The sequence below is a fragment of the Caulobacter sp. GW821-FHT09H08 genome (genome assembly GCF_059415885.1).
On the sequence record NZ_JBWKOC010000002.1, the window covers coordinates 13,918 to 30,757 of the forward strand.

At 65.5% G+C, this 16,840-nt stretch carries 27 protein-coding genes; 21 read left to right on the forward strand and 6 right to left on the reverse strand.

The window, feature by feature from the left end; genetic code table 11:
* Window positions 1–10: 10 nt before the first annotated feature.
* The 19 genes from rplP to rplQ all read left to right on the forward strand — a co-directional run bounded on the left by rplP (window position 11) and on the right by rplQ (window position 10,161).
* Window positions 11–442 carry a 50S ribosomal protein L16 gene (rplP, locus tag AC07NN_RS05350; RefSeq protein WP_223394544.1) on the forward strand — a complete coding sequence of 144 codons (432 nt, stop codon included), beginning with the start codon at window positions 11–13 and terminating at the stop codon, window positions 440–442.
* A 2-nt stretch (window positions 443–444) separates the two neighbouring features.
* A complete protein-coding gene (gene rpmC, locus AC07NN_RS05355; protein ID WP_047413099.1) occupies window positions 445–636 on the forward strand; it encodes a 50S ribosomal protein L29 in 192 nt (63 codons plus the stop codon).
* A 10-nt stretch (window positions 637–646) separates the two neighbouring features.
* Window positions 647–886 carry a 30S ribosomal protein S17 gene (rpsQ, locus tag AC07NN_RS05360; protein WP_354073205.1) on the forward strand — a complete coding sequence of 80 codons (240 nt, stop codon included), beginning with the start codon at window positions 647–649 and terminating at the stop codon, window positions 884–886.
* A 17-nt stretch (window positions 887–903) separates the two neighbouring features.
* A complete protein-coding gene (gene rplN / locus AC07NN_RS05365) occupies window positions 904–1,272 on the forward strand; it encodes a 50S ribosomal protein L14 (protein ID WP_125159663.1) in 369 nt (122 codons plus the stop codon).
* Complete coding sequence (rplX, locus tag AC07NN_RS05370) at window positions 1,272–1,586, forward strand: 50S ribosomal protein L24 (protein WP_494638241.1); 315 nt, start codon at window positions 1,272–1,274, stop codon at window positions 1,584–1,586. The genes rplN and rplX overlap by 1 nt, the downstream gene beginning before the upstream one ends.
* Window positions 1,579–2,136, forward strand: coding sequence for a 50S ribosomal protein L5 (gene rplE, locus AC07NN_RS05375; RefSeq protein WP_494638243.1), 558 nt, complete (start codon window positions 1,579–1,581; stop codon window positions 2,134–2,136). Before rplX ends, rplE begins: the two co-directional genes overlap by 8 nt.
* Before the next feature lie 21 nt (window positions 2,137–2,157).
* Window positions 2,158–2,463: a 30S ribosomal protein S14 gene (gene rpsN / locus AC07NN_RS05380; RefSeq protein WP_494638245.1), complete on the forward strand. Its 306-nt coding sequence runs from the start codon at window positions 2,158–2,160 to the stop codon at window positions 2,461–2,463.
* Window positions 2,464–2,473: 10 nt separating this feature from the next.
* Entirely contained in the window at window positions 2,474–2,872 is a 399-nt protein-coding gene (gene rpsH / locus AC07NN_RS05385; RefSeq protein WP_099579526.1) for a 30S ribosomal protein S8, read from the forward strand.
* An 18-nt stretch (window positions 2,873–2,890) separates the two neighbouring features.
* Window positions 2,891–3,424, forward strand: a complete 534-nt coding sequence (gene rplF, locus AC07NN_RS05390) for a 50S ribosomal protein L6 (protein ID WP_492923356.1) — start codon at window positions 2,891–2,893, stop codon at window positions 3,422–3,424.
* A 3-nt stretch (window positions 3,425–3,427) separates the two neighbouring features.
* Window positions 3,428–3,778, forward strand: coding sequence for a 50S ribosomal protein L18 (gene rplR, locus AC07NN_RS05395; protein WP_013078658.1), 351 nt, complete (start codon window positions 3,428–3,430; stop codon window positions 3,776–3,778).
* Window positions 3,779–3,788: 10 nt separating this feature from the next.
* Entirely contained in the window at window positions 3,789–4,394 is a 606-nt protein-coding gene (rpsE, locus tag AC07NN_RS05400; protein ID WP_096051657.1) for a 30S ribosomal protein S5, read from the forward strand.
* 3 nt (window positions 4,395–4,397) lie between these two features.
* Entirely contained in the window at window positions 4,398–4,583 is a 186-nt protein-coding gene (rpmD, locus tag AC07NN_RS05405; protein ID WP_494638248.1) for a 50S ribosomal protein L30, read from the forward strand.
* 172 nt (window positions 4,584–4,755) lie between these two features.
* Window positions 4,756–5,241: a 50S ribosomal protein L15 gene (gene rplO / locus AC07NN_RS05410; RefSeq protein ID WP_494638250.1), complete on the forward strand. Its 486-nt coding sequence runs from the start codon at window positions 4,756–4,758 to the stop codon at window positions 5,239–5,241.
* 220 nt (window positions 5,242–5,461) lie between these two features.
* Window positions 5,462–6,817 carry a preprotein translocase subunit SecY gene (gene secY / locus AC07NN_RS05415; protein ID WP_494638252.1) on the forward strand — a complete coding sequence of 452 codons (1,356 nt, stop codon included), beginning with the start codon at window positions 5,462–5,464 and terminating at the stop codon, window positions 6,815–6,817.
* A 133-nt stretch (window positions 6,818–6,950) separates the two neighbouring features.
* Window positions 6,951–7,520, forward strand: a complete 570-nt coding sequence (locus AC07NN_RS05420) for an adenylate kinase (protein ID WP_494638254.1) — start codon at window positions 6,951–6,953, stop codon at window positions 7,518–7,520.
* A gap of 174 nt (window positions 7,521–7,694) precedes the next feature.
* On the forward strand, window positions 7,695–8,063 hold the full coding sequence (rpsM, locus tag AC07NN_RS05425) for a 30S ribosomal protein S13 (RefSeq protein WP_252634399.1): 369 nt from the start codon (window positions 7,695–7,697) through the stop codon (window positions 8,061–8,063).
* A gap of 13 nt (window positions 8,064–8,076) precedes the next feature.
* Window positions 8,077–8,466, forward strand: a complete 390-nt coding sequence (rpsK, locus tag AC07NN_RS05430; RefSeq protein WP_013078663.1) for a 30S ribosomal protein S11 — start codon at window positions 8,077–8,079, stop codon at window positions 8,464–8,466.
* Window positions 8,467–8,544: 78 nt separating this feature from the next.
* Window positions 8,545–9,561, forward strand: a complete 1,017-nt coding sequence (locus tag AC07NN_RS05435) for a DNA-directed RNA polymerase subunit alpha (RefSeq protein ID WP_047413138.1) — start codon at window positions 8,545–8,547, stop codon at window positions 9,559–9,561.
* 186 nt (window positions 9,562–9,747) lie between these two features.
* On the forward strand, window positions 9,748–10,161 hold the full coding sequence (rplQ, locus tag AC07NN_RS05440; protein ID WP_492081018.1) for a 50S ribosomal protein L17: 414 nt from the start codon (window positions 9,748–9,750) through the stop codon (window positions 10,159–10,161).
* A gap of 65 nt (window positions 10,162–10,226) precedes the next feature.
* Here rplQ and AC07NN_RS05445 read toward each other — a convergent pair whose 3' ends face one another.
* From AC07NN_RS05445 to AC07NN_RS05465, 5 genes are all read right to left on the reverse strand, one after another.
* Window positions 10,227–10,691 carry a hypothetical protein gene (locus AC07NN_RS05445; protein ID WP_494638256.1) on the reverse strand — a complete coding sequence of 155 codons (465 nt, stop codon included), beginning with the start codon at window positions 10,689–10,691 and terminating at the stop codon, window positions 10,227–10,229.
* Between the two features lie 106 nt (window positions 10,692–10,797).
* The gene (locus AC07NN_RS05450) at window positions 10,798–11,643 is read right to left on the reverse strand and encodes a DUF6624 domain-containing protein (protein ID WP_494638258.1); all 846 of its coding nucleotides are present in this window, start codon (window positions 11,641–11,643) and stop codon (window positions 10,798–10,800) included.
* A 72-nt stretch (window positions 11,644–11,715) separates the two neighbouring features.
* A complete protein-coding gene (locus AC07NN_RS05455) occupies window positions 11,716–12,030 on the reverse strand; it encodes a hypothetical protein (protein WP_494638260.1) in 315 nt (104 codons plus the stop codon).
* A gap of 96 nt (window positions 12,031–12,126) precedes the next feature.
* Window positions 12,127–12,954 (reverse strand): ABC transporter permease, encoded by an 828-nt coding sequence (locus AC07NN_RS05460; protein ID WP_494638262.1) that lies wholly within the window; start codon window positions 12,952–12,954, stop codon window positions 12,127–12,129.
* Window positions 12,954–13,868 carry an ABC transporter ATP-binding protein gene (locus AC07NN_RS05465; protein ID WP_494638264.1) on the reverse strand — a complete coding sequence of 305 codons (915 nt, stop codon included), beginning with the start codon at window positions 13,866–13,868 and terminating at the stop codon, window positions 12,954–12,956. The genes AC07NN_RS05460 and AC07NN_RS05465 overlap by 1 nt, the downstream gene beginning before the upstream one ends.
* 181 nt (window positions 13,869–14,049) lie before the next feature.
* Here AC07NN_RS05465 and AC07NN_RS05470 point away from each other — a divergent pair, with 181 nt between their 5' ends.
* Window positions 14,050–15,288, forward strand: a complete 1,239-nt coding sequence (locus AC07NN_RS05470) for an alkaline phosphatase family protein (RefSeq protein ID WP_494638266.1) — start codon at window positions 14,050–14,052, stop codon at window positions 15,286–15,288.
* Window positions 15,289–15,389: 101 nt separating this feature from the next.
* Here the strand turns inward: AC07NN_RS05470 and AC07NN_RS05475 are convergent, their stop codons facing one another.
* Window positions 15,390–16,046 (reverse strand): class I SAM-dependent methyltransferase, encoded by a 657-nt coding sequence (locus AC07NN_RS05475; protein WP_494638268.1) that lies wholly within the window; start codon window positions 16,044–16,046, stop codon window positions 15,390–15,392.
* A gap of 82 nt (window positions 16,047–16,128) precedes the next feature.
* Between AC07NN_RS05475 and AC07NN_RS05480 the strand changes: the two genes are divergently transcribed.
* Window positions 16,129–16,824 carry an AraC family transcriptional regulator gene (locus AC07NN_RS05480; protein ID WP_494638270.1) on the forward strand — a complete coding sequence of 232 codons (696 nt, stop codon included), beginning with the start codon at window positions 16,129–16,131 and terminating at the stop codon, window positions 16,822–16,824.
* Window positions 16,825–16,840: the final 16 nt, after the last annotated feature.

A 16,840-nucleotide genomic window follows, 5' to 3' on the forward strand; every position in this document is an offset into this window, starting at 1 on the left:
TTAGATCGCCATGCTGTCTCCGAAAAAGACCAAATTCCGCAAGCAGTTCAAGGGCCGCATCCACGGCACTTCGAAGGGCGGCACGCTGCTGAACTTCGGTTCGTACGGCCTGAAGGCCGTCGAGCCGGAGCGCATCACGGCTCGCCAGATCGAAGCCGCCCGTCGCGCCATCACCCGCCAGATGAAGCGTCAAGGCCGCGTCTGGATCCGTATCTTCCCGGACGTGCCGGTCACCGGCAAGCCGGCGGAAGTCCGGATGGGTAAGGGTAAGGGCGCCGTGGATTACTGGGCCGCTCGCGTGGCTCCGGGCCGCATCATGTTCGAAATCGACGGCGTGCCGGACGATATCGCGCGTGAAGCTCTCCGCCTGGGCGCCGCCAAGCTGCCGATCCGCACCCGTGTTGTCACCCGCATCGATGCGGGCGTGGCCGTGGAGGCTTGATCATGAAGATTGCTGACATCCGGGGCCTGACCCCCGACCAGCTGGCCGACACCCTGATCAGCCTGAAGAAAGAGCAGTTCAACCTGCGCTTCCAGGCTGCCACGGGCCAGGTCGAGAAGACCCACCGCGTCAACGAGATCCGCAAGGATATCGCGCGGATCAAGACCGTGCTGCGCGCCAAGGCCGCGGCTTAAGGAGAACGATATGCCCAAGCGTATCCTCGAAGGGGTCGTCGTCTCCGACAAGGGCGATAAGACCGTCGTGGTGAAGGTTGAACGGACTATCGTTCACCCGATCCTGAAGAAGATCGTGCGTCAGTCGAAGAAGTACCACGCGCACGACGAATCCAACGCGTACAAGGCCGGCGAAGCAATTCGCATCGTCGAGTGCGCTCCGAAGTCCAAGCTGAAGACCTGGGAAGCACTTCCCAAGGCTTCGGCTTAATCTGGAAGGTTTAGACCATGATCCAGATGCAAACTAACCTGGAAGTTGCCGATAACTCTGGCGCTCGCCGGGTCATGTGCATCAAGGTGTTGGGCGGCGCAGGCCGTCGCTACGCCAGCGTTGGCGACGTCATCGTCGTCTCCGTGAAGGAAGCCATCCCGCGTGGCCGTGTGAAGAAGGGTGACGTGCTTCGCGCCGTCGTCGTTCGGGTGAATCAAAATCTGAAGCGCAAGGATGGCTCGGTCATCCGCTTCGATAAGAACGCCGCGGTCATCGTGAACAAGGCGAGCGAGCCGGTCGGCACGCGGATCTTCGGCCCGGTTCCTCGTGAACTGCGCGCCAAGAACCACATGAAGATCATCTCCCTCGCTCCGGAGGTGCTGTAATGGCTGCTAAGATCAAGAAGGGCGACCGCGTCGTCGTTCTGGCCGGCAAGGACAAGGGCAAGCAAGGCGCTGTCCTGCAAGTCCTGCCGAAGGACAACCGGGTTGTCGTGGAAGGCGTGAACATGGTTTCGCGTCACACCAAGCCGACCCAAGCCGACCCGCAAGGCGGCATCAAGCACAAGGAAGCCGCGCTGCACGTCTCGAACGTCGCCATCGCGGACTCCAACGGCAAGCCCACCCGCGTCGGCTTCAAGATCGAAGGCGACAAGAAGGTGCGCGTCGCCAAGACGACCGGCGAGGTGATCAATGGCTGATCAAGCTTACGAGCCCCGGCTGAAGACCGTTTATCGCGAGCGTATCCGCGCCGCGATGAAGGAGCAGTTCGGCTACACCAACGAGATGCAGATCCCCAAGCTGGACAAGATCGTCCTGAACATGGGTATCGGCGAGGCCGTGGCCGACTCCAAGAAGGCCCAGACCGCTCTGAAGGACCTGCAGGCGATCGCCGGCCAAAAGCCCGTCGCCACCAAGGCCCGCAAGTCGATCGCCGGCTTCAAGCTGCGCGAAGGCATGGTGGTCGGTGGTAAGGTCACCCTGCGCAAGGACCGGATGTACGAATTCCTGGACCGCCTGGTCACGATCGCGCTGCCGCGCGTGAAGGACTTCCGTGGTCTGAACGGCAAGAGCTTCGACGGCCGTGGCAACTACGCCATGGGCCTGAAGGAGCACCTGGTGTTCCCGGAAATCAACTATGACCAGATCGAACAGATCTGGGGCATGGACATCATCGTCTGCACCACTGCGAAGTCCGACCAGGAAGCCAAGGCTCTCCTGAAGGAATTCCAGTTCCCGTTCACGAATTAAGAGCGGGAAGGGAAAAGCACCATGGCAAAGAAAAGCGCCGTCAACCGCAACGAAGCCGTCAAGGCTCTCGTGAAGAAGTTCGCCGAGAAGCGCGCCGCGCTGAAGGCGATCGCCAACGACGAAAGCCTGCCGCTTGAAGAGCGTTTCGACGCTCGCCTCAAGCTCGCCAAGCTGCCCCGCAGCAGCTCGGCGATCCGCATTCGCAACCGTTGCGAAGTCACGGGCCGTCCGCGCGCCTACTACCGCAAGCTGAAGATGAGCCGGATTGCGCTCCGCGAACTGGGTTCGCAGGGTCAGATCCCCGGCCTCGTCAAGTCGAGCTGGTAAGGACGATCAGATGTCGATGAACGATCCCCTGAGCGACCTGATCGCTCGCATCAAGAACGCCGCCACGCGCAAGCGCAACAAGGTCTCGACGCCGGCTTCCAAGCTGCGCGCCCGCGTCCTCGACGTGCTGGCCGATGAAGGCTACATCCGTGGCTACTCGCTGATCGAGAAGCCCGGTGCGTTCCCCGAATTCGAGATCGAGCTCAAGTACTTCGACGGTGAGCCCGTGATCGCCGAGATTAGCCGCGTGTCCAAGCCTGGCCGTCGCGTCTATTCGTCGATCAAGGACCTGAAGCCGATCAAGAACGGCCTGGGCATCTCGATCCTTTCGACGCCGAAGGGCGTCATGTCGGACACCGCTGCACGCGACGCTAATGTCGGCGGCGAAGTCCTCTGCCGCGTCTACTAGGCGCGGGAGGGAAAGAGCATGTCACGTATCGGTAAGAAAGCCGTCGCAATCCCCTCGGGCGTCACCCTGACGCTCGAAGGTCAGACGGTCACGGTGAAGGGCCCCAAGGGTCAGCTGTCGTGGACCATCGCCGACGAAGTCGAAGTCAAGCAAGAGGGCGCTGAGCTCCTTCTGACTCCGCGCGTCGACACCAAGCGCGCCAAGGGCATGTGGGGTCTGTCCCGCACGCTGGTGGCCAACATGGTGCACGGTGTCACCGCCGGGTTCGAGGAAAGCCTCGAACTGGTCGGCGTTGGTTATCGCGCGGCCTTGAAGGGCACCGCCCTGAGCCTCCAGCTCGGTTTCAGCCACGATGTGGACGTCGAGGCTCCGGCCGGCGTCACCTTCGCCGTGCCGAAGCAGACCGAAATCAAGATCGCCGGCATTGATAAGCAGGTGGTCGGCGAGATTGCCGCGAAGATCCGTCGCATTCGTCCGCCGGAGCCCTACAAGGGCAAGGGCGTGCGCTATGCTGGCGAGAAGGTTCGCCGCAAGGAAGGCAAGAAGAAGTAAGCCATGGCCCTTTCTCCTCGTGAATCGGCGGCCAAGCGCGCTCAGCGCGTTCGCACCCGCCTCAAGAGCCTCGCCAACGGTCGTCCGCGTCTGTCGGTCTTCCGTTCGTCGAAGAACATCTACGCCCAGGTCATCGATGATGAACGCGGCGTGACCCTGGCGTCGGCTTCCACTCTGGAAGCCGAAGGCAAGGGCGCGGACAAGGATGCCGCCGCCGCCGTGGGCAAGCTCGTCGCCGAGCGCGCCATCGAAAAGGGCGTCAAGGACGTCGTTTTCGACCGTGGTGGTTACATCTTCCACGGCCGGGTGAAAGCCCTGGCCGACGCCGCGCGCGAAGCCGGCCTGAACTTCTAAGGGAACAGAAATGGCTCGTGGTGAACAACAGCGCGGTGAAGGCGGTCAACGCCGTGACCGTCGCGACCGCAACGCCCCCGAAGAGCGGGTCGACAGCGACATCGTCGAAAAGCTCGTCCACATCAACCGCGTCGCCGCCACCGTGAAGGGTGGCCGTCGCTTCAGCTTCGCTGCTCTGATGGTCGTTGGCGACCAAAAGGGCCGCGTCGGCTTCGGTCATGGCAAGGCGCGTGAAGTGCCGGAAGCCATCCGCAAGGCGACCGAAGAAGCCAAGAAGACGATGATCCGCGTCCCGCTGCGTGAATCCCGCACCCTGCACCACGACGGCGCTGGCCGTTGGGGCGCTGGCAAGGTGATGATGCGCGCGGCGCCTCCCGGCACCGGCGTCATCGCCGGCGGTCCGATGCGCGCGGTTCTCGAAACCCTGGGCGTCCAGGACGTCGTGGCCAAGTCGACGGGTTCCTCGAACCCGTACAACATGGTTCGCGCTACGTTCGAGGCCCTGAAGGTCCAGTCGTCGCCCCGCCAGATCGCCGCCAAGCGCGGCAAGAAGGTTGGCGACATCCTCGGCCGTCGCGCCGACGGCGCTTCGTCGCCGGAAGCCATCGAGGGTTAAGTCATGGCTGACGCTAAGCAAGTCACGGTCCGCCAAACGGGCAGCCCGATCCGTCGTGAAAAGGACCAGCGCGCCACGCTCGCCGGTCTGGGTCTCAACAAGCTGGGCCGTACGTCCACGCTGGAAGACACCCCGTCGGTCCGCGGCATGATCCGCAAGGTCGCGCACCTGCTGGAAATCGTCGAGTAGTTCGCTACGCGACGACGAAATACGCCACCCCGGAGCGATCCGGGGTGGTTTTCGTTTGAAATCGCCTTTTCGCCATTGAGTTCTTTGGCGATTTAGGGTTTTAAGCGCGCTCTGATTTTCAAAAGCCGAGTCCAGCCGCTGGCTGGGCGCAGATCTCCAAGGAGAGGCACATATGACCAAGCTGAACGAACTGGCCCCGCAGGAAGGCTCGACCAAGAACCGCATGCGCGTCGGCCGTGGCCCGGGTTCGGGCAAGGGCAAGACCGCCGGTCGCGGTGTGAAGGGCCAGAAGGCGCGCTCGGGCGTCGCCATCGCCGGCTTCGAAGGCGGCCAGATGCCGCTGCACATGCGTATGCCGAAGCGCGGCTTCAACAACCCCTTCCGCCTCGAGTTCGCCGAAGTGAACCTGTGGCGCCTGGAGCAGGCCGTCGCCGCTGGCAAGTTCAAGAAGGGCGCCGAGCTGGGCGCTGCTGAACTGGTCGCCGCCGGCGTCATCCGTCGTGAACTCGACGGCGTGAAGCTGCTGGGCAAGGGCGAGATCAAGACCGCCCTGAAGCTGACCGTCTACTCGGCTACCGAAGCCGCCATCAAGGCCGTCGAGGCCGCTGGTGGTTCGGTCACCGTGACCAAGAAGGCCAAGGTTCAAGCCGAAGCCTAAGACTATATGTCATCCCGCCGAGCGCTTGGCGCTCCCGGGACTTAGTTTCCATCGGGATGACAGAAATAGGGGGCTCGCCGTGACAACACGGCGGGCCTCACCTATTTGTGGCGCTCTCCTCGGATCAGCCTGATCCAGGAAACCAAATTTCAGAGCGTGATGGCCGCTAGGAAGCGGTATTCACTTCCGGCAATCGCGCTCCTGAGTCGTGGGGATCTGAATGGCCTCGGCCGCCGAACAACTCGCAGCCAATATGAATTTCGCGTCGTTCCAAAAGGCGACCGAACTTCACAAGCGTATCTGGTTCACGATCATCGCCCTGGTGGTCTATCGCCTGGGCACCTACGTGCCGATCCCCGGCATCGACGCCGCCGCCTTCGAGCGCCTGTTCAATGGCAGCTCGGAAGGCATCCTGGGCATGTTCAACATGTTCTCGGGCGGCGCCGTGTCGCGCATGGCCATCTTCTCGCTGAACGTGATGCCCTACATCAGCGCCTCGATCATCGTGCAGCTGATGGGCTCGGTGTATCCGCCGTGGGAGAAGCTGAAGAAGGAAGGCGGGGAGGCGGGTCGCAAGACCCTCAACCAGTACACCCGCTACCTGGCCGTGGTTCTGGCCGTTGTGCAGTCGGCCTCGATCGCCATCGGCCTGCAGGCCCAGCCCGGCGTGGTCGCCAGCGGCGTGGGCTCGATGTTCTTCGTCGTCTCGACGGTCGTGGCCCTGACGGGCGGCACCCTGTTCCTGATGTGGCTGGGCGAGCAGATCACCAGCCGCGGCGTCGGTAACGGCGTCTCGCTGATCATCTTCGCCGGCATCGTGGCCCGCCTGCCGATCGTGCTGGGCCAGATGTTCGTCCAGGCCCAGACCTCGGGCAGCTTCACCCCGCTGTTCCTGGTGGTGATCGGCTCCGTGGCCGCCATCCTGGCCATCGTCTTCATGGAGCGCTCGCAGCGCCGCCTGCTGGTCCACTATCCCAAGCGACAGCAGGGCAATCGCATGATCGGCGGCGAAAGCTCGTTCATGCCGCTGAAGATCAACACCGCGGGCGTGATCCCGCCGATCTTCGCCTCCAGCTTGCTTCTGCTGCCGACGACCGCCATGCAGTTCATCCAGACGACCAACCTGCCGGCATGGGCTTCGTGGCTCCCGAGCGTGGTCGGCGCGCTGCAGCACGGCCACCCGGCGTTCCTGGTCTTCTACGCCCTGCTGATCATCTTCTTCTCGTTCTTCTACACCTCGGTCGTGTTCAACCCCGAGGAGACGGCCGAGAACCTGCGCAAATACGGCGGCTTCCTGCCGGGCATCCGTCCGGGCAAGCGCACCGCCGAGTACCTGGACTACGTGCTGACCCGCCTGACCGTGATCGGTGCGGGCTACATCACCGCCGTCTGCGTCGCGCCGGAACTGGTGATGATGGCGATCAAATCGAACCAGTTCGCCCTGGGCGGCACCTCGATCCTGATCGTCGTGACGGTGACCATGGACACCGTGGCGCAGATCCAGTCGCACCTGCTGGCCCACCAGTACGAGGGCCTGATCAAGAAGTCGAAGCTGCGCGGCGGTCGCAACCGCTAAGCTGGGCTTCAATTTTATTAGAAGCGTCGGAAGCCGGTTTGTCACAAAACCGGCTTCCGTTTTCTCCCGGCGCAATCTAGGTCTGCTGCGGGAGGGCGGGCTTCAAGACCCGTCAACGCGCGAAGGGGCATCCATGAATTTGATCCTGTTCGGTCCGCCGGCGGCGGGGAAGGGGACCCAGGCCAAGCGCCTGGTCACCGAACGCGGCATGGTCCAGCTGTCGACCGGCGACATGCTGCGCGCGGCCATCGCCTCGGGCTCGGAACTGGGTCTGCGCGTCAAGGGCGTGCTGGACCGTGGCGAGCTGGTGACCGACGAGATCGTCATCGCCCTGATCGAGGACCGCCTGCCCGAGGCCGAAGCGGCCGGCGGCGCGATCTTCGATGGTTTCCCGCGTACGGTTGCCCAGGCCGAGGCCCTGGATAAGATGTTGTCGGCGCGGGGTCAGCAGATCGACTCCGTTCTCCGACTCAAGGTAGACGAGCCCGCTCTGATCGAGCGGATCAAGAAGCGGTTCGACGAACAGGGACGGCCTGACGACAATCCCGAAGTCTTCGTGACTCGCCTGGCCCAGTACAATGCCCAGACCGCGCCGCTGCTGCCCTACTATGAAGGGCAGGGGAAGCTGACGGAACTGGACGGAATGGGTTCGGTCGAAGCCGTCGCCAATTCCATCGACGAAGCCTTGAGCGTCGTCGCTTAAAGAAGCCCCGGATTCATTGGTCTTCCAGTGGATTCAGTTGTTGACGGAAGCGAAACGATCCCTATAACGGGGCGCTTCCGCGAAAGGGCGCGATCCGTGCGCGCCGGTTTGGATCTCCGATCCGGCCGGGCGCGCCGTTCGCGTCTTTAGTGCGTGACTAGGAGAACATTAGACGTGGCCCGTATCGCAGGCGTCAACATCCCGACGAACAAGCGCGTTCTGATCGCGCTTCAGTACATTCACGGCATCGGCCAACGGTCGGCCCGTGAGATCATCACGAAGGTGGGCATCGAGGATGCGCGTCGGGTCAACCAACTGACCGACGCCGAAGTCCTGCAGATCCGCGAGACCATCGACCGCGACTACACCGTCGAGGGCGATCTGCGTCGCGAGAACTCGATGAACATCAAGCGTCTGATGGACCTGGCCTGCTATCGCGGCCTGCGTCACCGTAAGGGCCTGCCGGTCCGCGGTCAGCGCACCCACACGAACGCTCGTACCCGCAAGGGTCCGGCCAAGCCGATCGCCGGCAAGAAGAAGTAAGGTAGCCTGACCGATGGCCAAGGAACCGGGTCGCGTTAAACGCCGCGAACGTAAGAACATCACCTCGGGCGTGGCGCATGTGAACGCCTCGTTCAACAACACCATGATCACCATCACCGACGCCCAGGGCAACACGATCTCGTGGTCCTCGGCTGGCATGATGGGCTTCAAGGGCTCGCGCAAGTCGACCCCGTACGCCGCTCAGATGGCTGCGGAAGACGCGGGCAAGAAGGCTGCCGAGCACGGCGTGAAGACCCTCGAGGTCAACGTGTCGGGTCCGGGTTCGGGCCGTGAATCGGCTCTGCGCGCGCTGCAAGCGGCGGGCATGACCATCACGACCATCCGCGATGTCACGCCGATCCCGCACAACGGCTGCCGTCCGCCCAAGCGTCGTCGCGTCTAGTACTTTTTAGACCACCAATCTCCTTCGCCGGCTGCGCAAAAACGCGGCCGGCGAGCCGCGTTCAAGGGACCCGACCACGTGATCGAAAGAAACTGGAACGAGCTGATCCGTCCTGAGAAGCCGCAGATCGAAACCGGCGCCGATGCGACTCGCAAGGCCCGTATCGTCGCCGAGCCGCTCGAGCGCGGTTTCGGTGTGACGCTCGGCAACGCCCTGCGTCGCGTTCTGCTCTCGTCGCTGCAAGGCGCCGCCGTCACCGCCATCCAGATCGATGGCGTGGTGCACGAATTCTCCTCGCTCGAAGGCGTCCGCGAAGACGTCGTCGACATCGTTCTGAACATCAAGCAACTGGCCGTTCGGATGCATGCCGAAGGTCCGAAGCGGATGACCCTGCGCGCCACGGGCCCCGGCCCGGTGACCGCTGGTCAGATCGAAACGCCTGCCGACATCGAAATCCTGAACCCCGACCACGTGCTCTGCACGCTGGACGACGGCGCTTCGGTGCGCATGGAGTTCACGGTCAACAACGGCAAGGGCTACGTCCCGGCCGACCGCAACCGTCCGGAAGACGCGCCGATCGGCCTCATCGCCGTCGACGCCCTGTACTCGCCGGTCAAGCGCGTCGCCTACCGCGTCGAGCCGACCCGTCAAGGCCAGTCGCTGGACTATGACAAGCTGGTCCTGGAAGTGGAAACCAACGGCGCCGTCACTCCGGTGGACGCCGTGGCCTACGCCGCCCGGATCCTGCAGGACCAACTGCAGATCTTCATCACCTTCGAGGAACCGAAGGCCAAGTCGGCCGACGAGTCCAAGCCGGAACTGCCGTTCAACCCGGCCCTGCTGAAGAAGGTGGACGAGCTGGAACTGTCGGTCCGTTCGGCCAACTGCCTGAAGAACGACAACATCGTCTACATCGGCGACCTGATCCAGAAGACCGAAGCCGAGATGCTCCGCACCCCGAACTTCGGCCGCAAGTCGCTGAACGAGATCAAGGAAGTTCTCGCCGGCATGGGCCTGCACCTCGGCATGGACGTGCCGAACTGGCCGCCGGAGAACATCGAAGACCTGGCCAAGAAGTTCGAAGACCAAATCTAAGAACCTCGAAGCCTACCGCGCTAAATCCGGGCCGCTCTTTCGGGGGCGGCCTGGGCCTTTTGAAGCCGCATCGCGGTGGAGGGCCCCGGCGCTTCGCTCTGACCCGGTCGGGACGGACCAGGATTGGTGACAGTCAGGCGCTCACACGTTTTGCGCCGCTCGGGCTCAATGCCCAGGAGATAGAAAATGCGTCACGGTAAAGCTCACCGTAAACTCGGCCGTACTTCGGCTCACCGCATCGCCATGTTCGCGAACATGTCGGCCTCGCTGATCAAGCACGAGCAGATCGTCACCACCCTGCCGAAGGCCAAGGAACTGCGTCCGATCGTCGAAAAGCTGGTCACCCTGGCCAAGCGCGGCGACCTGCACGCGCGTCGCCAAGCCATCAGCTCGGTTCGCGACGTCGAACAAGTCGGCAAGCTCTTCGCGGTCCTCGGCCCGCGCTACAAGGACCGTCAGGGCGGCTACATCCGCGTCCTGAAGGCCGGCTTCCGCTACGGCGACAACGCCCCGCTGGCCGTCATCGAGTTCGTCGACCGCGACGTCTCGGAAAAGGGCAAGGACTCGGGTCCGGTCTACACGAACGAAGCCGAAGACTAAGATCTGTCAGCCTAGGCTGAACGTAGAGGCCCCGGAGAAATCCGGGGCCTTTTTCGTTGCGCGCCTCAAGGCTTGGCGGCGGCGCGGGCGCGGATCATGTTCAATTGGTCCGCCTGCTTGGCCAGGGACGGCACGCCCAGCTCGCCGCGCAGGGCGTCCGAAACCAGCTCGCGATTGTAGGGCTCCTGGCCCATCTCGCCTCTGAACTGGGTGCCGTAGATCTGCGGCTTGCCAATCATCATCAGGTAGCGGTCCAGCGAGGCGCTGGCGATCCACAGGGATGCGCGATCGCCCTTGCCCACCGCCACCATCGCAAGGGTGTGGGCCAGAAGGTAGTCGTCCGGCGTGCCGCCGTGCTGGAAGATGAAGGCGGCGTGGTTGAAGTCGGCGGCCGTGTGCAGAGCGCCTGTATCCAGCAGTGTTCGGGTGGCGCCCCGGCGCTGTTCGTCGCGAAGGCTGACCTTGCCCCAGTCGATGGCCGCGAGGTCACCGGTCCGGTCGGCTTGATCCTCGGTATAGAGCTGGGTCATTTCGGGGTTCGATGTCGGGGGCGCGGCCTGCTGTCGGGCGAGGGCGGGAGTCACTGCAAGGATCCCGCCGGCGAGCGCGAGGAGGACAAGCTTCTTCATTTTTCCCTCAGTGGGCATTGCAGGCTCTCTTCGAAATGCTGGCGACGTACTCAGCGATCGGCGGCAGGCCCATGGCCGCGCGACGCTGGTCGAGATTGGCGGGATCTTCGGTCTTGAATGGCGTCCAGACGCCGGGGCCAGTGCAGTCACCTTGGCTGCCGTATCGTTGAGGACGCCGCTCGCCGATGGCGACGCGGTCGTAGAGCATGGCGGCGCTGCTCGGCTTGGTCTTGCCTTCGAGCGCCAGCTTTTCAAGCTGCGGCAAGACTTCGGCCTGAAAGGCCGGGTCTTGATCGGCGTGCTGGACGATCAGGAAGGCCGCGCTGTCCGCGTCCTTGCCGTACTCCGGGATCGTGAACCAGCCGTGGGCCTTCAGTCGCGCCTTCAGCCAGGCGGTATTGGCTTCGTCGGAGCCGCAGGCGTCCAGGCCCACGACCCGAAAGGCGTAACCGAAGGCCGGCTCGGAGAGCCCCGAGGCCCAGTGGGTGCGCGCGATGGCGACGTCCCATTGGGTACGCACCAGGGCATCATGCGCGGCGCGCCGGAGAAGTTCGGCAACCTCGGGCGACGCCGCGACGGCGGCTGGTTTGGCGAAGCGCGTTACGCGGTTGTAGGGCGCGGGCACGTCGCGACCGGCCAGCGCATCCTCCTTCAACGTCGCGGCGATGGCGACGGCTGTGTTGGCCGCGGCCAGGTCGGCGTCGAAGGCCGTTGAGATCTGCTTGAGCAGCTTGGTCGCGGCGTCAGGCGGACCGGGATCGCAGGACTTGGTCTGGGCCTGTGCGGACGAGATACCAAGGCCCCCGCAGGAGGCGACAGCGAGCGCGGCGGCGAGGACAAGCGGAACTCTCATACGGCCGAGCTTGGCATGATTTGCCGGAAAGTTGAGTCTCTCCGCGCTTCATCCCACAGGTGGAGTTGGGCGCTAGGTTCGACGCGCCGCGCGAACGAAATCCCGAACGAGAAGGACAAACCATGCCGCCGCACTCAGAAGGCCAGCGACGAGAAGCGGCAGTACCTCGCCGTTGCGTTGCCCGCTGAGCCCGCAAAGCAGAGCGGTCAGGACCAGAGCGGCCGTTCTTGGCCAGACGACAACACCGTAGTGGCGGCGGAATTCGCGGTGCTCCTGCCTGCCGCTTCCTAGAAACAGACCCGCGTAGAGCAGCAGCGGGAAGGGCAGACCGAAGTCGAGGGCAAAGAGGAAGGCCAGGATGACGATCAATTCGATCACTTCGATCACGTTCGGCTTCCCCTAGCGCCAAATCGGGTCGTGCTCAGATCAGGTTCAACGCCTCACGGTCCGCAGGTTGCCCGCAGGTGGCGCACGGTTCGCCTGCTACTCCTTTGTCAGGTCCTGCCGTCCGAACAGGAAGACCGCGCCGGTCGCCAGGGCGAGGATCCACACCGCCAGCACCGCGAAAGCCACGCCGGCCGAGCTCGACGCCGCGCCCAGGGCGGCGGGATCCAGCAGGGCCCCGCGCAGCAGCTCGGCGTCGAACACCGGCATGGCCAGCAGTTTCCAGCTGGGCTGGCCCTGCTCCATCATCCGCAGCGCGCCCACCAGGAGGGTCTGGATGAAGCGCGCGCCGAGGCAGGCGACGACCACGCCCATGGTCGAGCGCGTCAGCACCCCGACGCAGGCCGCCAGCGAGGCCAGGGTCATGGCCTCCAGCCAGGTGATGGCCAGGGCGCCGATCACGTCGAAGGCGTTGCGGCCGAACATCGACAGGGTGATGGCCTTGCCGTTGATCCCCGCGCCGATCACCGCTGCGGCGGCCGACAGGATCGCGGTCAGGAGCAGGCTCCAGAACACCGCCTCGCCGACGACGGTCAGCTTGGCCAGCAGCAGGTTGCGTCGGGTGTTGCGCGGGGTGAGCAGCCGCCAGGTCTCCCAGCGGTAGTCGCCGGCCAGGATGGCGGCCGCGCCGATCATCAGGAACAGCGCCCCGAAGGTCGAAGCGCCGCTCGACAGCGCCTTCAGCATCTGGTCGACGAGGCCGATAGTGATCCCCGGCATCGGCTTCCTGATCACGTGGCGCAGGAAGAGGTCGCCGCCCACATTGACCATGAACCCGACGATCGGAGCGAAGCAGAACCCCCAGAAGAGGGCCGAGCGGTCGCGCAGCAGGCGGAAGCGTTCGGCGGCGATGGCGTCGGCGAGCATCAGGCGGCTCCCTCGGTACGATCCAGAGTCTTCAGGTAGACGCCTTCCAGGTCGGCCTCGCGCCAGCGGGCCTCGACGATCTCGACGCCGGCGTTGACGAGGTCGCGGATCAGGGCCGGCGCCTCCTCGCGGCGGATGTCGGCCAGCACCGCATCGGGTCCGTCCGCCGCGCCCTTCTCGCCCAGCGTGGCCAGCACCTGGGCGATGGGAGAGGCGGCGACGATGCGCAGGCGCACTTCGGCGGCGGTGAGTTCGGCCACCCCGCCCTCGGCCACGACCTTGCCCCTGGAGAGGATGGCGACGCGCTCGCAGACGCGCTTGACCTCGTCCAGCTGGTGGCTGGCCAGGATGACGGTGACGCCCTCGCGCTTGGCCAGGTCGACGATCAGGGCGCGGATCTCCTGGATGCCGGCCGGGTCCATGCCGCTGGTCGGCTCGTCCAGGATGACCAGCTCTGGCTTGGTGAAGAAGGCTGCGGCCAGGCCCAGGCGCTGCTTCATGCCGACGGAGTAGCCCGAGGTCGACCGGTCGGCGGCGTGGGCGATGCCGACCCGCTCCAGCCAGCCGTCGATGTCGGCGCCCCCCTTTCCGCTTTTTGGGGCCCCGCTCTCCAGGGCCAGCATCTTCAGGGTGTCGCGACCGGTCAGGTAGGCCGGATAGCGCGGCGTTTCGATCATCGCCCCGACCTTGCGCAGAGCGGTGATGTCGCCGGGCGCGGCGCCGAACAGGCGGGCCGTGCCCTCGGTCGGACGCACCAGGCCGAGCGCGATACGGAAGAGGGTGCTCTTGCCCGCGCCGTTGGGGCCCAGGACCCCGAACACGCCGCCGGCCGGAATGGCGATGGAGAAGTCGTCCAGGGCGCGCACGGCCCCGTACGTCTTGGTGAGGCGGTCGGCCTCGAGCGCGATCGACATGCGGACGGTTCCGGGCGCCGAGCGACTCGGCTGGACGACGCGACTATGGAGAGCACGGCGAGGCCCGCCAAGTTAAGAGCCGGTCATGCGGTCTTTCGGGCGCGAGCGAACGCCGGTTGTCATACGCCTGCAATCAAGGACGATGATCAGGGCCGAAATCTCAGTTTCCGCGAGACCTTCGATGATCGCCCGCCGTCTTCTTTCCCTGGTCCTGGCTATGGGGCTGGCGTTGAGCGGCGGGGCGGGCTTGGCGCGGGAGAAGGCGCCGCACCTGACGATCCTGGTCTCGATCGACGGCTTCCGCGCCGACTATCTGGATCGCGGCGACACCCCGACCCTGAAGGCCCTGGCCGACGACGGTGCGCGCGGCTCGATGCGGCCGTCGTTCCCCAGCCTGACCTATCCGAACCACTACACCCTGGTGACGGGCAAGCGGCCCGACCATCACGGCGTGGTCGGCAACGAGATGGAGGACGCCATCATCGGCGGCTCCAAGTTCTCGATGAACGGCCCGACCGCGAACGACCCGCGCTGGTGGAACCAGGCCAAGCCGTTCTGGATCTCGGCCGAGCAGCAGGGACGCAAGGCCGCGGCGATGTTCTGGCCGGGCTCGGAGACCGAGATCGACGGGACCCGCCCGACCCACTGGATGAAATACGACGGCAAGTTCCCGCACGACGCCCGCGTCGACCAGATCTTCGCCTGGATGGACGGCGCCGACGGCCCGCCGCTGGCCTTCACCACGCTCTATTTCGACGTGGTCGACACCGAGGGTCATCACTTCGGTACGGACTCTCCGGAGGTGCGCGCCGCTGCCGTCGAGGTCGACCGCTCGCTGACCCGCCTGGTCGAGGGGCTGAAGGCGCGCGGCCGGTTCGAGAGCACCGACATCGTCATCGTCGCCGACCACGGCATGGCCCCGCTGCCGGCGGCCAATCGCGTGGTGCTGGACGACCTGATCGATCCGGCGAAGATCCATCTGGTGACCCGTGGCGCGGTCACCAGCCTGTCGCCCGAGCCAGGCCAGGAGCGGGCGGTCGAGAAGGTCTTCCTGGGCAAGGCCCTGCCGCACATGGCCTGCTGGAAGAAGCGCAGGATCCCGGCGCGTTTCCACTACGGCCGCAGCAAGCGCGTGCCCGCGATCATCTGCCTGTCGGAGACCGGCTGGTACACGACGACGGCAGCCGCCCAGGCCAAGCCCGGCAAGTGGGACGGCAAGGACGGCGGCGCGCACGGCTTCGATCCCTACGACCCGCGCATGCGCGCCGTGTTCATCGCTCATGGGCCGTCGTTCAAGCCGGGCGTTGTGCTGCCGGTATTCGACAATGTCGACGTCTATTCGGTGCTGGCCAAGGTCACCGGCGTGAAGCCCGAGAAGGGCGACGGCTCGCTGAAGGTGCTGGGGCGGGCGCTGCGGTAGACGAAACCTCGCCCTTCGACAGGCTCAGGGTGAGGTTTCCAGTGATGGGGCGCTGAAAATAGTCCTCACCCTGAGCTTGTCGAAGGGCGAGGACGGTCGCGCTACCCCGCCCGCGTCACATAGAGCGAGATCGAGCCCGTCGGCGTCGCGATCCGGTCGCGCTCGGTCACCGCCGACAGGCCGCTGGATCGCATCAGGCCGGGCAAGGAGCCCACGGCGTTGAACTCCGTCGGCTCGAAGCCGTCGACCGCCTGGACCATGCGAAACAGCAGCCGCATCAGCCCGCGCTGGCGGCCGTAGTCGGCGATCAGGACGCGCCCACCCGGCTTGGCCAGCCGCGCCATTGCCCGCAGAATCTCGCCCTTCACCGGCGCATCGCACTGGTGCAAGACCAGGCTGGAGATCACCGCGTCGGCCGCGCCTTCACCGATGAGCGAGGCGGCCTGGCCGCCCAGGCCCTGGACCCACTCGATCTGGACGCCGGCCCGTTCGGCCTTGGCTCTTGCGATAGCCAGCACGGCCGGATCGGGATCGACCCCGACGACCCGCGCGCCGGGACAGCGCCGCTTGATCGCGATGGCCTGGGAGCCCGTGCCGCAGCCGATATCGACGATCAGCTCACCGTCGCGTGGAGCCAGGGCCTCCAGCAACGCCTTGCGCCAGCGGCCCTCGCGGGCGACCAGGGCCAGGACATGGTCGTAGAGGCCCGTCAGTTCGGGGCGGCCCAGGGCGGGCACATACTGGGCTTGTTCGGTCATGCGAGGTTCTCCATGTCCTCGACCATGGCGGATCCTCGCGAGGAGGGTCTTGGACCGAACGCTTGTGGGAGGGGGTGACGGGATGCGCGACGCCGGATGGTCCGGACGGCTGTGGATCGGCCGCGACTGGTGGTGCTTCGAAGGCGCCAGCGGCGACTCGCGAGCGCACAGCCACCTCTGCGCCCAGGTGGTGGCGGGGCAGGGCGATCTCGCTCGCGTCGAGACCGAGACGGGTCTGGTCGAGGCGCCTGTGGTCATCGTACCGCCCGGCGCTCGCCATCGGCTGATCCGGTCCGAGCGGCTGCGGGTGATCTATCCCCGGCCGTTGGGACGCCTGGCGCGGCGTTGGAGCTCTGGCGGATGGCCCACGACCGTGACCGCCGCGCCGCCGGCCTGGACCGCGCCGCTCGCGGCCGAGCGCCTCGATACCGTGCTCGATGCCGAAGCCGACCTGGGCGAGGTCCAGCCGCTGGATCCGCGCCTGCGGACCGTGCTGGACGAGTTGGGCGGCCAGCAGGACCTGACCCAGCTCGCGGCGCGGGCCGGGCTATCGGCGCCGCGCCTGCGGGCCTTGGCCCAGGCCGAGCTCGGCGCGCCCTTGGCCCACTGGCGGCTGTGGCTGCGGCTGGAGACGGCGATGCTGAAATTGCGGGAGGGCGAGGGTCTGGCCGCCGCCGCCGTCGAGGCGGGCTTCGCCGACCAGTCGCATCTGAACCGCGCCATGCGCCGCTTCTTCGGCGTCACCCCACTGACGGCCTTCCAACTGCTGGAGCGATAACAGCGATTGCCAAGAT

Excerpts from the sequence above, each read along its gene's own strand:
- rplP (WP_223394544.1), top strand. The coding sequence starts at position 11 with ATGCTGTCTCCGAAAAAGACCAAATTCCGCAAGCAGTTCAAGGGCCGC.
- rpmC (WP_047413099.1), top strand. The coding sequence starts at position 445 with ATGAAGATTGCTGACATCCGGGGCCTGACCCCCGACCAGCTGGCCGAC.
- rpsQ (WP_354073205.1), top strand. The coding sequence starts at position 647 with ATGCCCAAGCGTATCCTCGAAGGGGTCGTCGTCTCCGACAAGGGCGAT.
- rplN (WP_125159663.1), top strand. The coding sequence starts at position 904 with ATGATCCAGATGCAAACTAACCTGGAAGTTGCCGATAACTCTGGCGCT.
- rplX (WP_494638241.1), top strand. The coding sequence starts at position 1,272 with ATGGCTGCTAAGATCAAGAAGGGCGACCGCGTCGTCGTTCTGGCCGGC.
- rplE (WP_494638243.1), top strand. The coding sequence starts at position 1,579 with ATGGCTGATCAAGCTTACGAGCCCCGGCTGAAGACCGTTTATCGCGAG.
- rpsN (WP_494638245.1), top strand. The coding sequence starts at position 2,158 with ATGGCAAAGAAAAGCGCCGTCAACCGCAACGAAGCCGTCAAGGCTCTC.
- rpsH (WP_099579526.1), top strand. The coding sequence starts at position 2,474 with ATGTCGATGAACGATCCCCTGAGCGACCTGATCGCTCGCATCAAGAAC.
- rplF (WP_492923356.1), top strand. The coding sequence starts at position 2,891 with ATGTCACGTATCGGTAAGAAAGCCGTCGCAATCCCCTCGGGCGTCACC.
- rplR (WP_013078658.1), top strand. The coding sequence starts at position 3,428 with ATGGCCCTTTCTCCTCGTGAATCGGCGGCCAAGCGCGCTCAGCGCGTT.
- rpsE (WP_096051657.1), top strand. The coding sequence starts at position 3,789 with ATGGCTCGTGGTGAACAACAGCGCGGTGAAGGCGGTCAACGCCGTGAC.
- rpmD (WP_494638248.1), top strand. The coding sequence starts at position 4,398 with ATGGCTGACGCTAAGCAAGTCACGGTCCGCCAAACGGGCAGCCCGATC.
- rplO (WP_494638250.1), top strand. The coding sequence starts at position 4,756 with ATGACCAAGCTGAACGAACTGGCCCCGCAGGAAGGCTCGACCAAGAAC.
- secY (WP_494638252.1), top strand. The coding sequence starts at position 5,462 with ATGGCCTCGGCCGCCGAACAACTCGCAGCCAATATGAATTTCGCGTCG.
- AC07NN_RS05420 (WP_494638254.1), top strand. The coding sequence starts at position 6,951 with ATGAATTTGATCCTGTTCGGTCCGCCGGCGGCGGGGAAGGGGACCCAG.
- rpsK (WP_013078663.1), top strand. The coding sequence starts at position 8,077 with ATGGCCAAGGAACCGGGTCGCGTTAAACGCCGCGAACGTAAGAACATC.
- rplQ (WP_492081018.1), top strand. The coding sequence starts at position 9,748 with ATGCGTCACGGTAAAGCTCACCGTAAACTCGGCCGTACTTCGGCTCAC.
- AC07NN_RS05445 (WP_494638256.1), bottom strand. The coding sequence starts at position 10,691 with ATGACCCAGCTCTATACCGAGGATCAAGCCGACCGGACCGGTGACCTC.
- AC07NN_RS05450 (WP_494638258.1), bottom strand. The coding sequence starts at position 11,643 with ATGAGAGTTCCGCTTGTCCTCGCCGCCGCGCTCGCTGTCGCCTCCTGC.
- AC07NN_RS05460 (WP_494638262.1), bottom strand. The coding sequence starts at position 12,954 with ATGCTCGCCGACGCCATCGCCGCCGAACGCTTCCGCCTGCTGCGCGAC.
- AC07NN_RS05465 (WP_494638264.1), bottom strand. The coding sequence starts at position 13,868 with ATGTCGATCGCGCTCGAGGCCGACCGCCTCACCAAGACGTACGGGGCC.
- AC07NN_RS05470 (WP_494638266.1), top strand. The coding sequence starts at position 14,050 with ATGATCGCCCGCCGTCTTCTTTCCCTGGTCCTGGCTATGGGGCTGGCG.
- AC07NN_RS05475 (WP_494638268.1), bottom strand. The coding sequence starts at position 16,046 with ATGACCGAACAAGCCCAGTATGTGCCCGCCCTGGGCCGCCCCGAACTG.
- AC07NN_RS05480 (WP_494638270.1), top strand. The coding sequence starts at position 16,129 with ATGCGCGACGCCGGATGGTCCGGACGGCTGTGGATCGGCCGCGACTGG.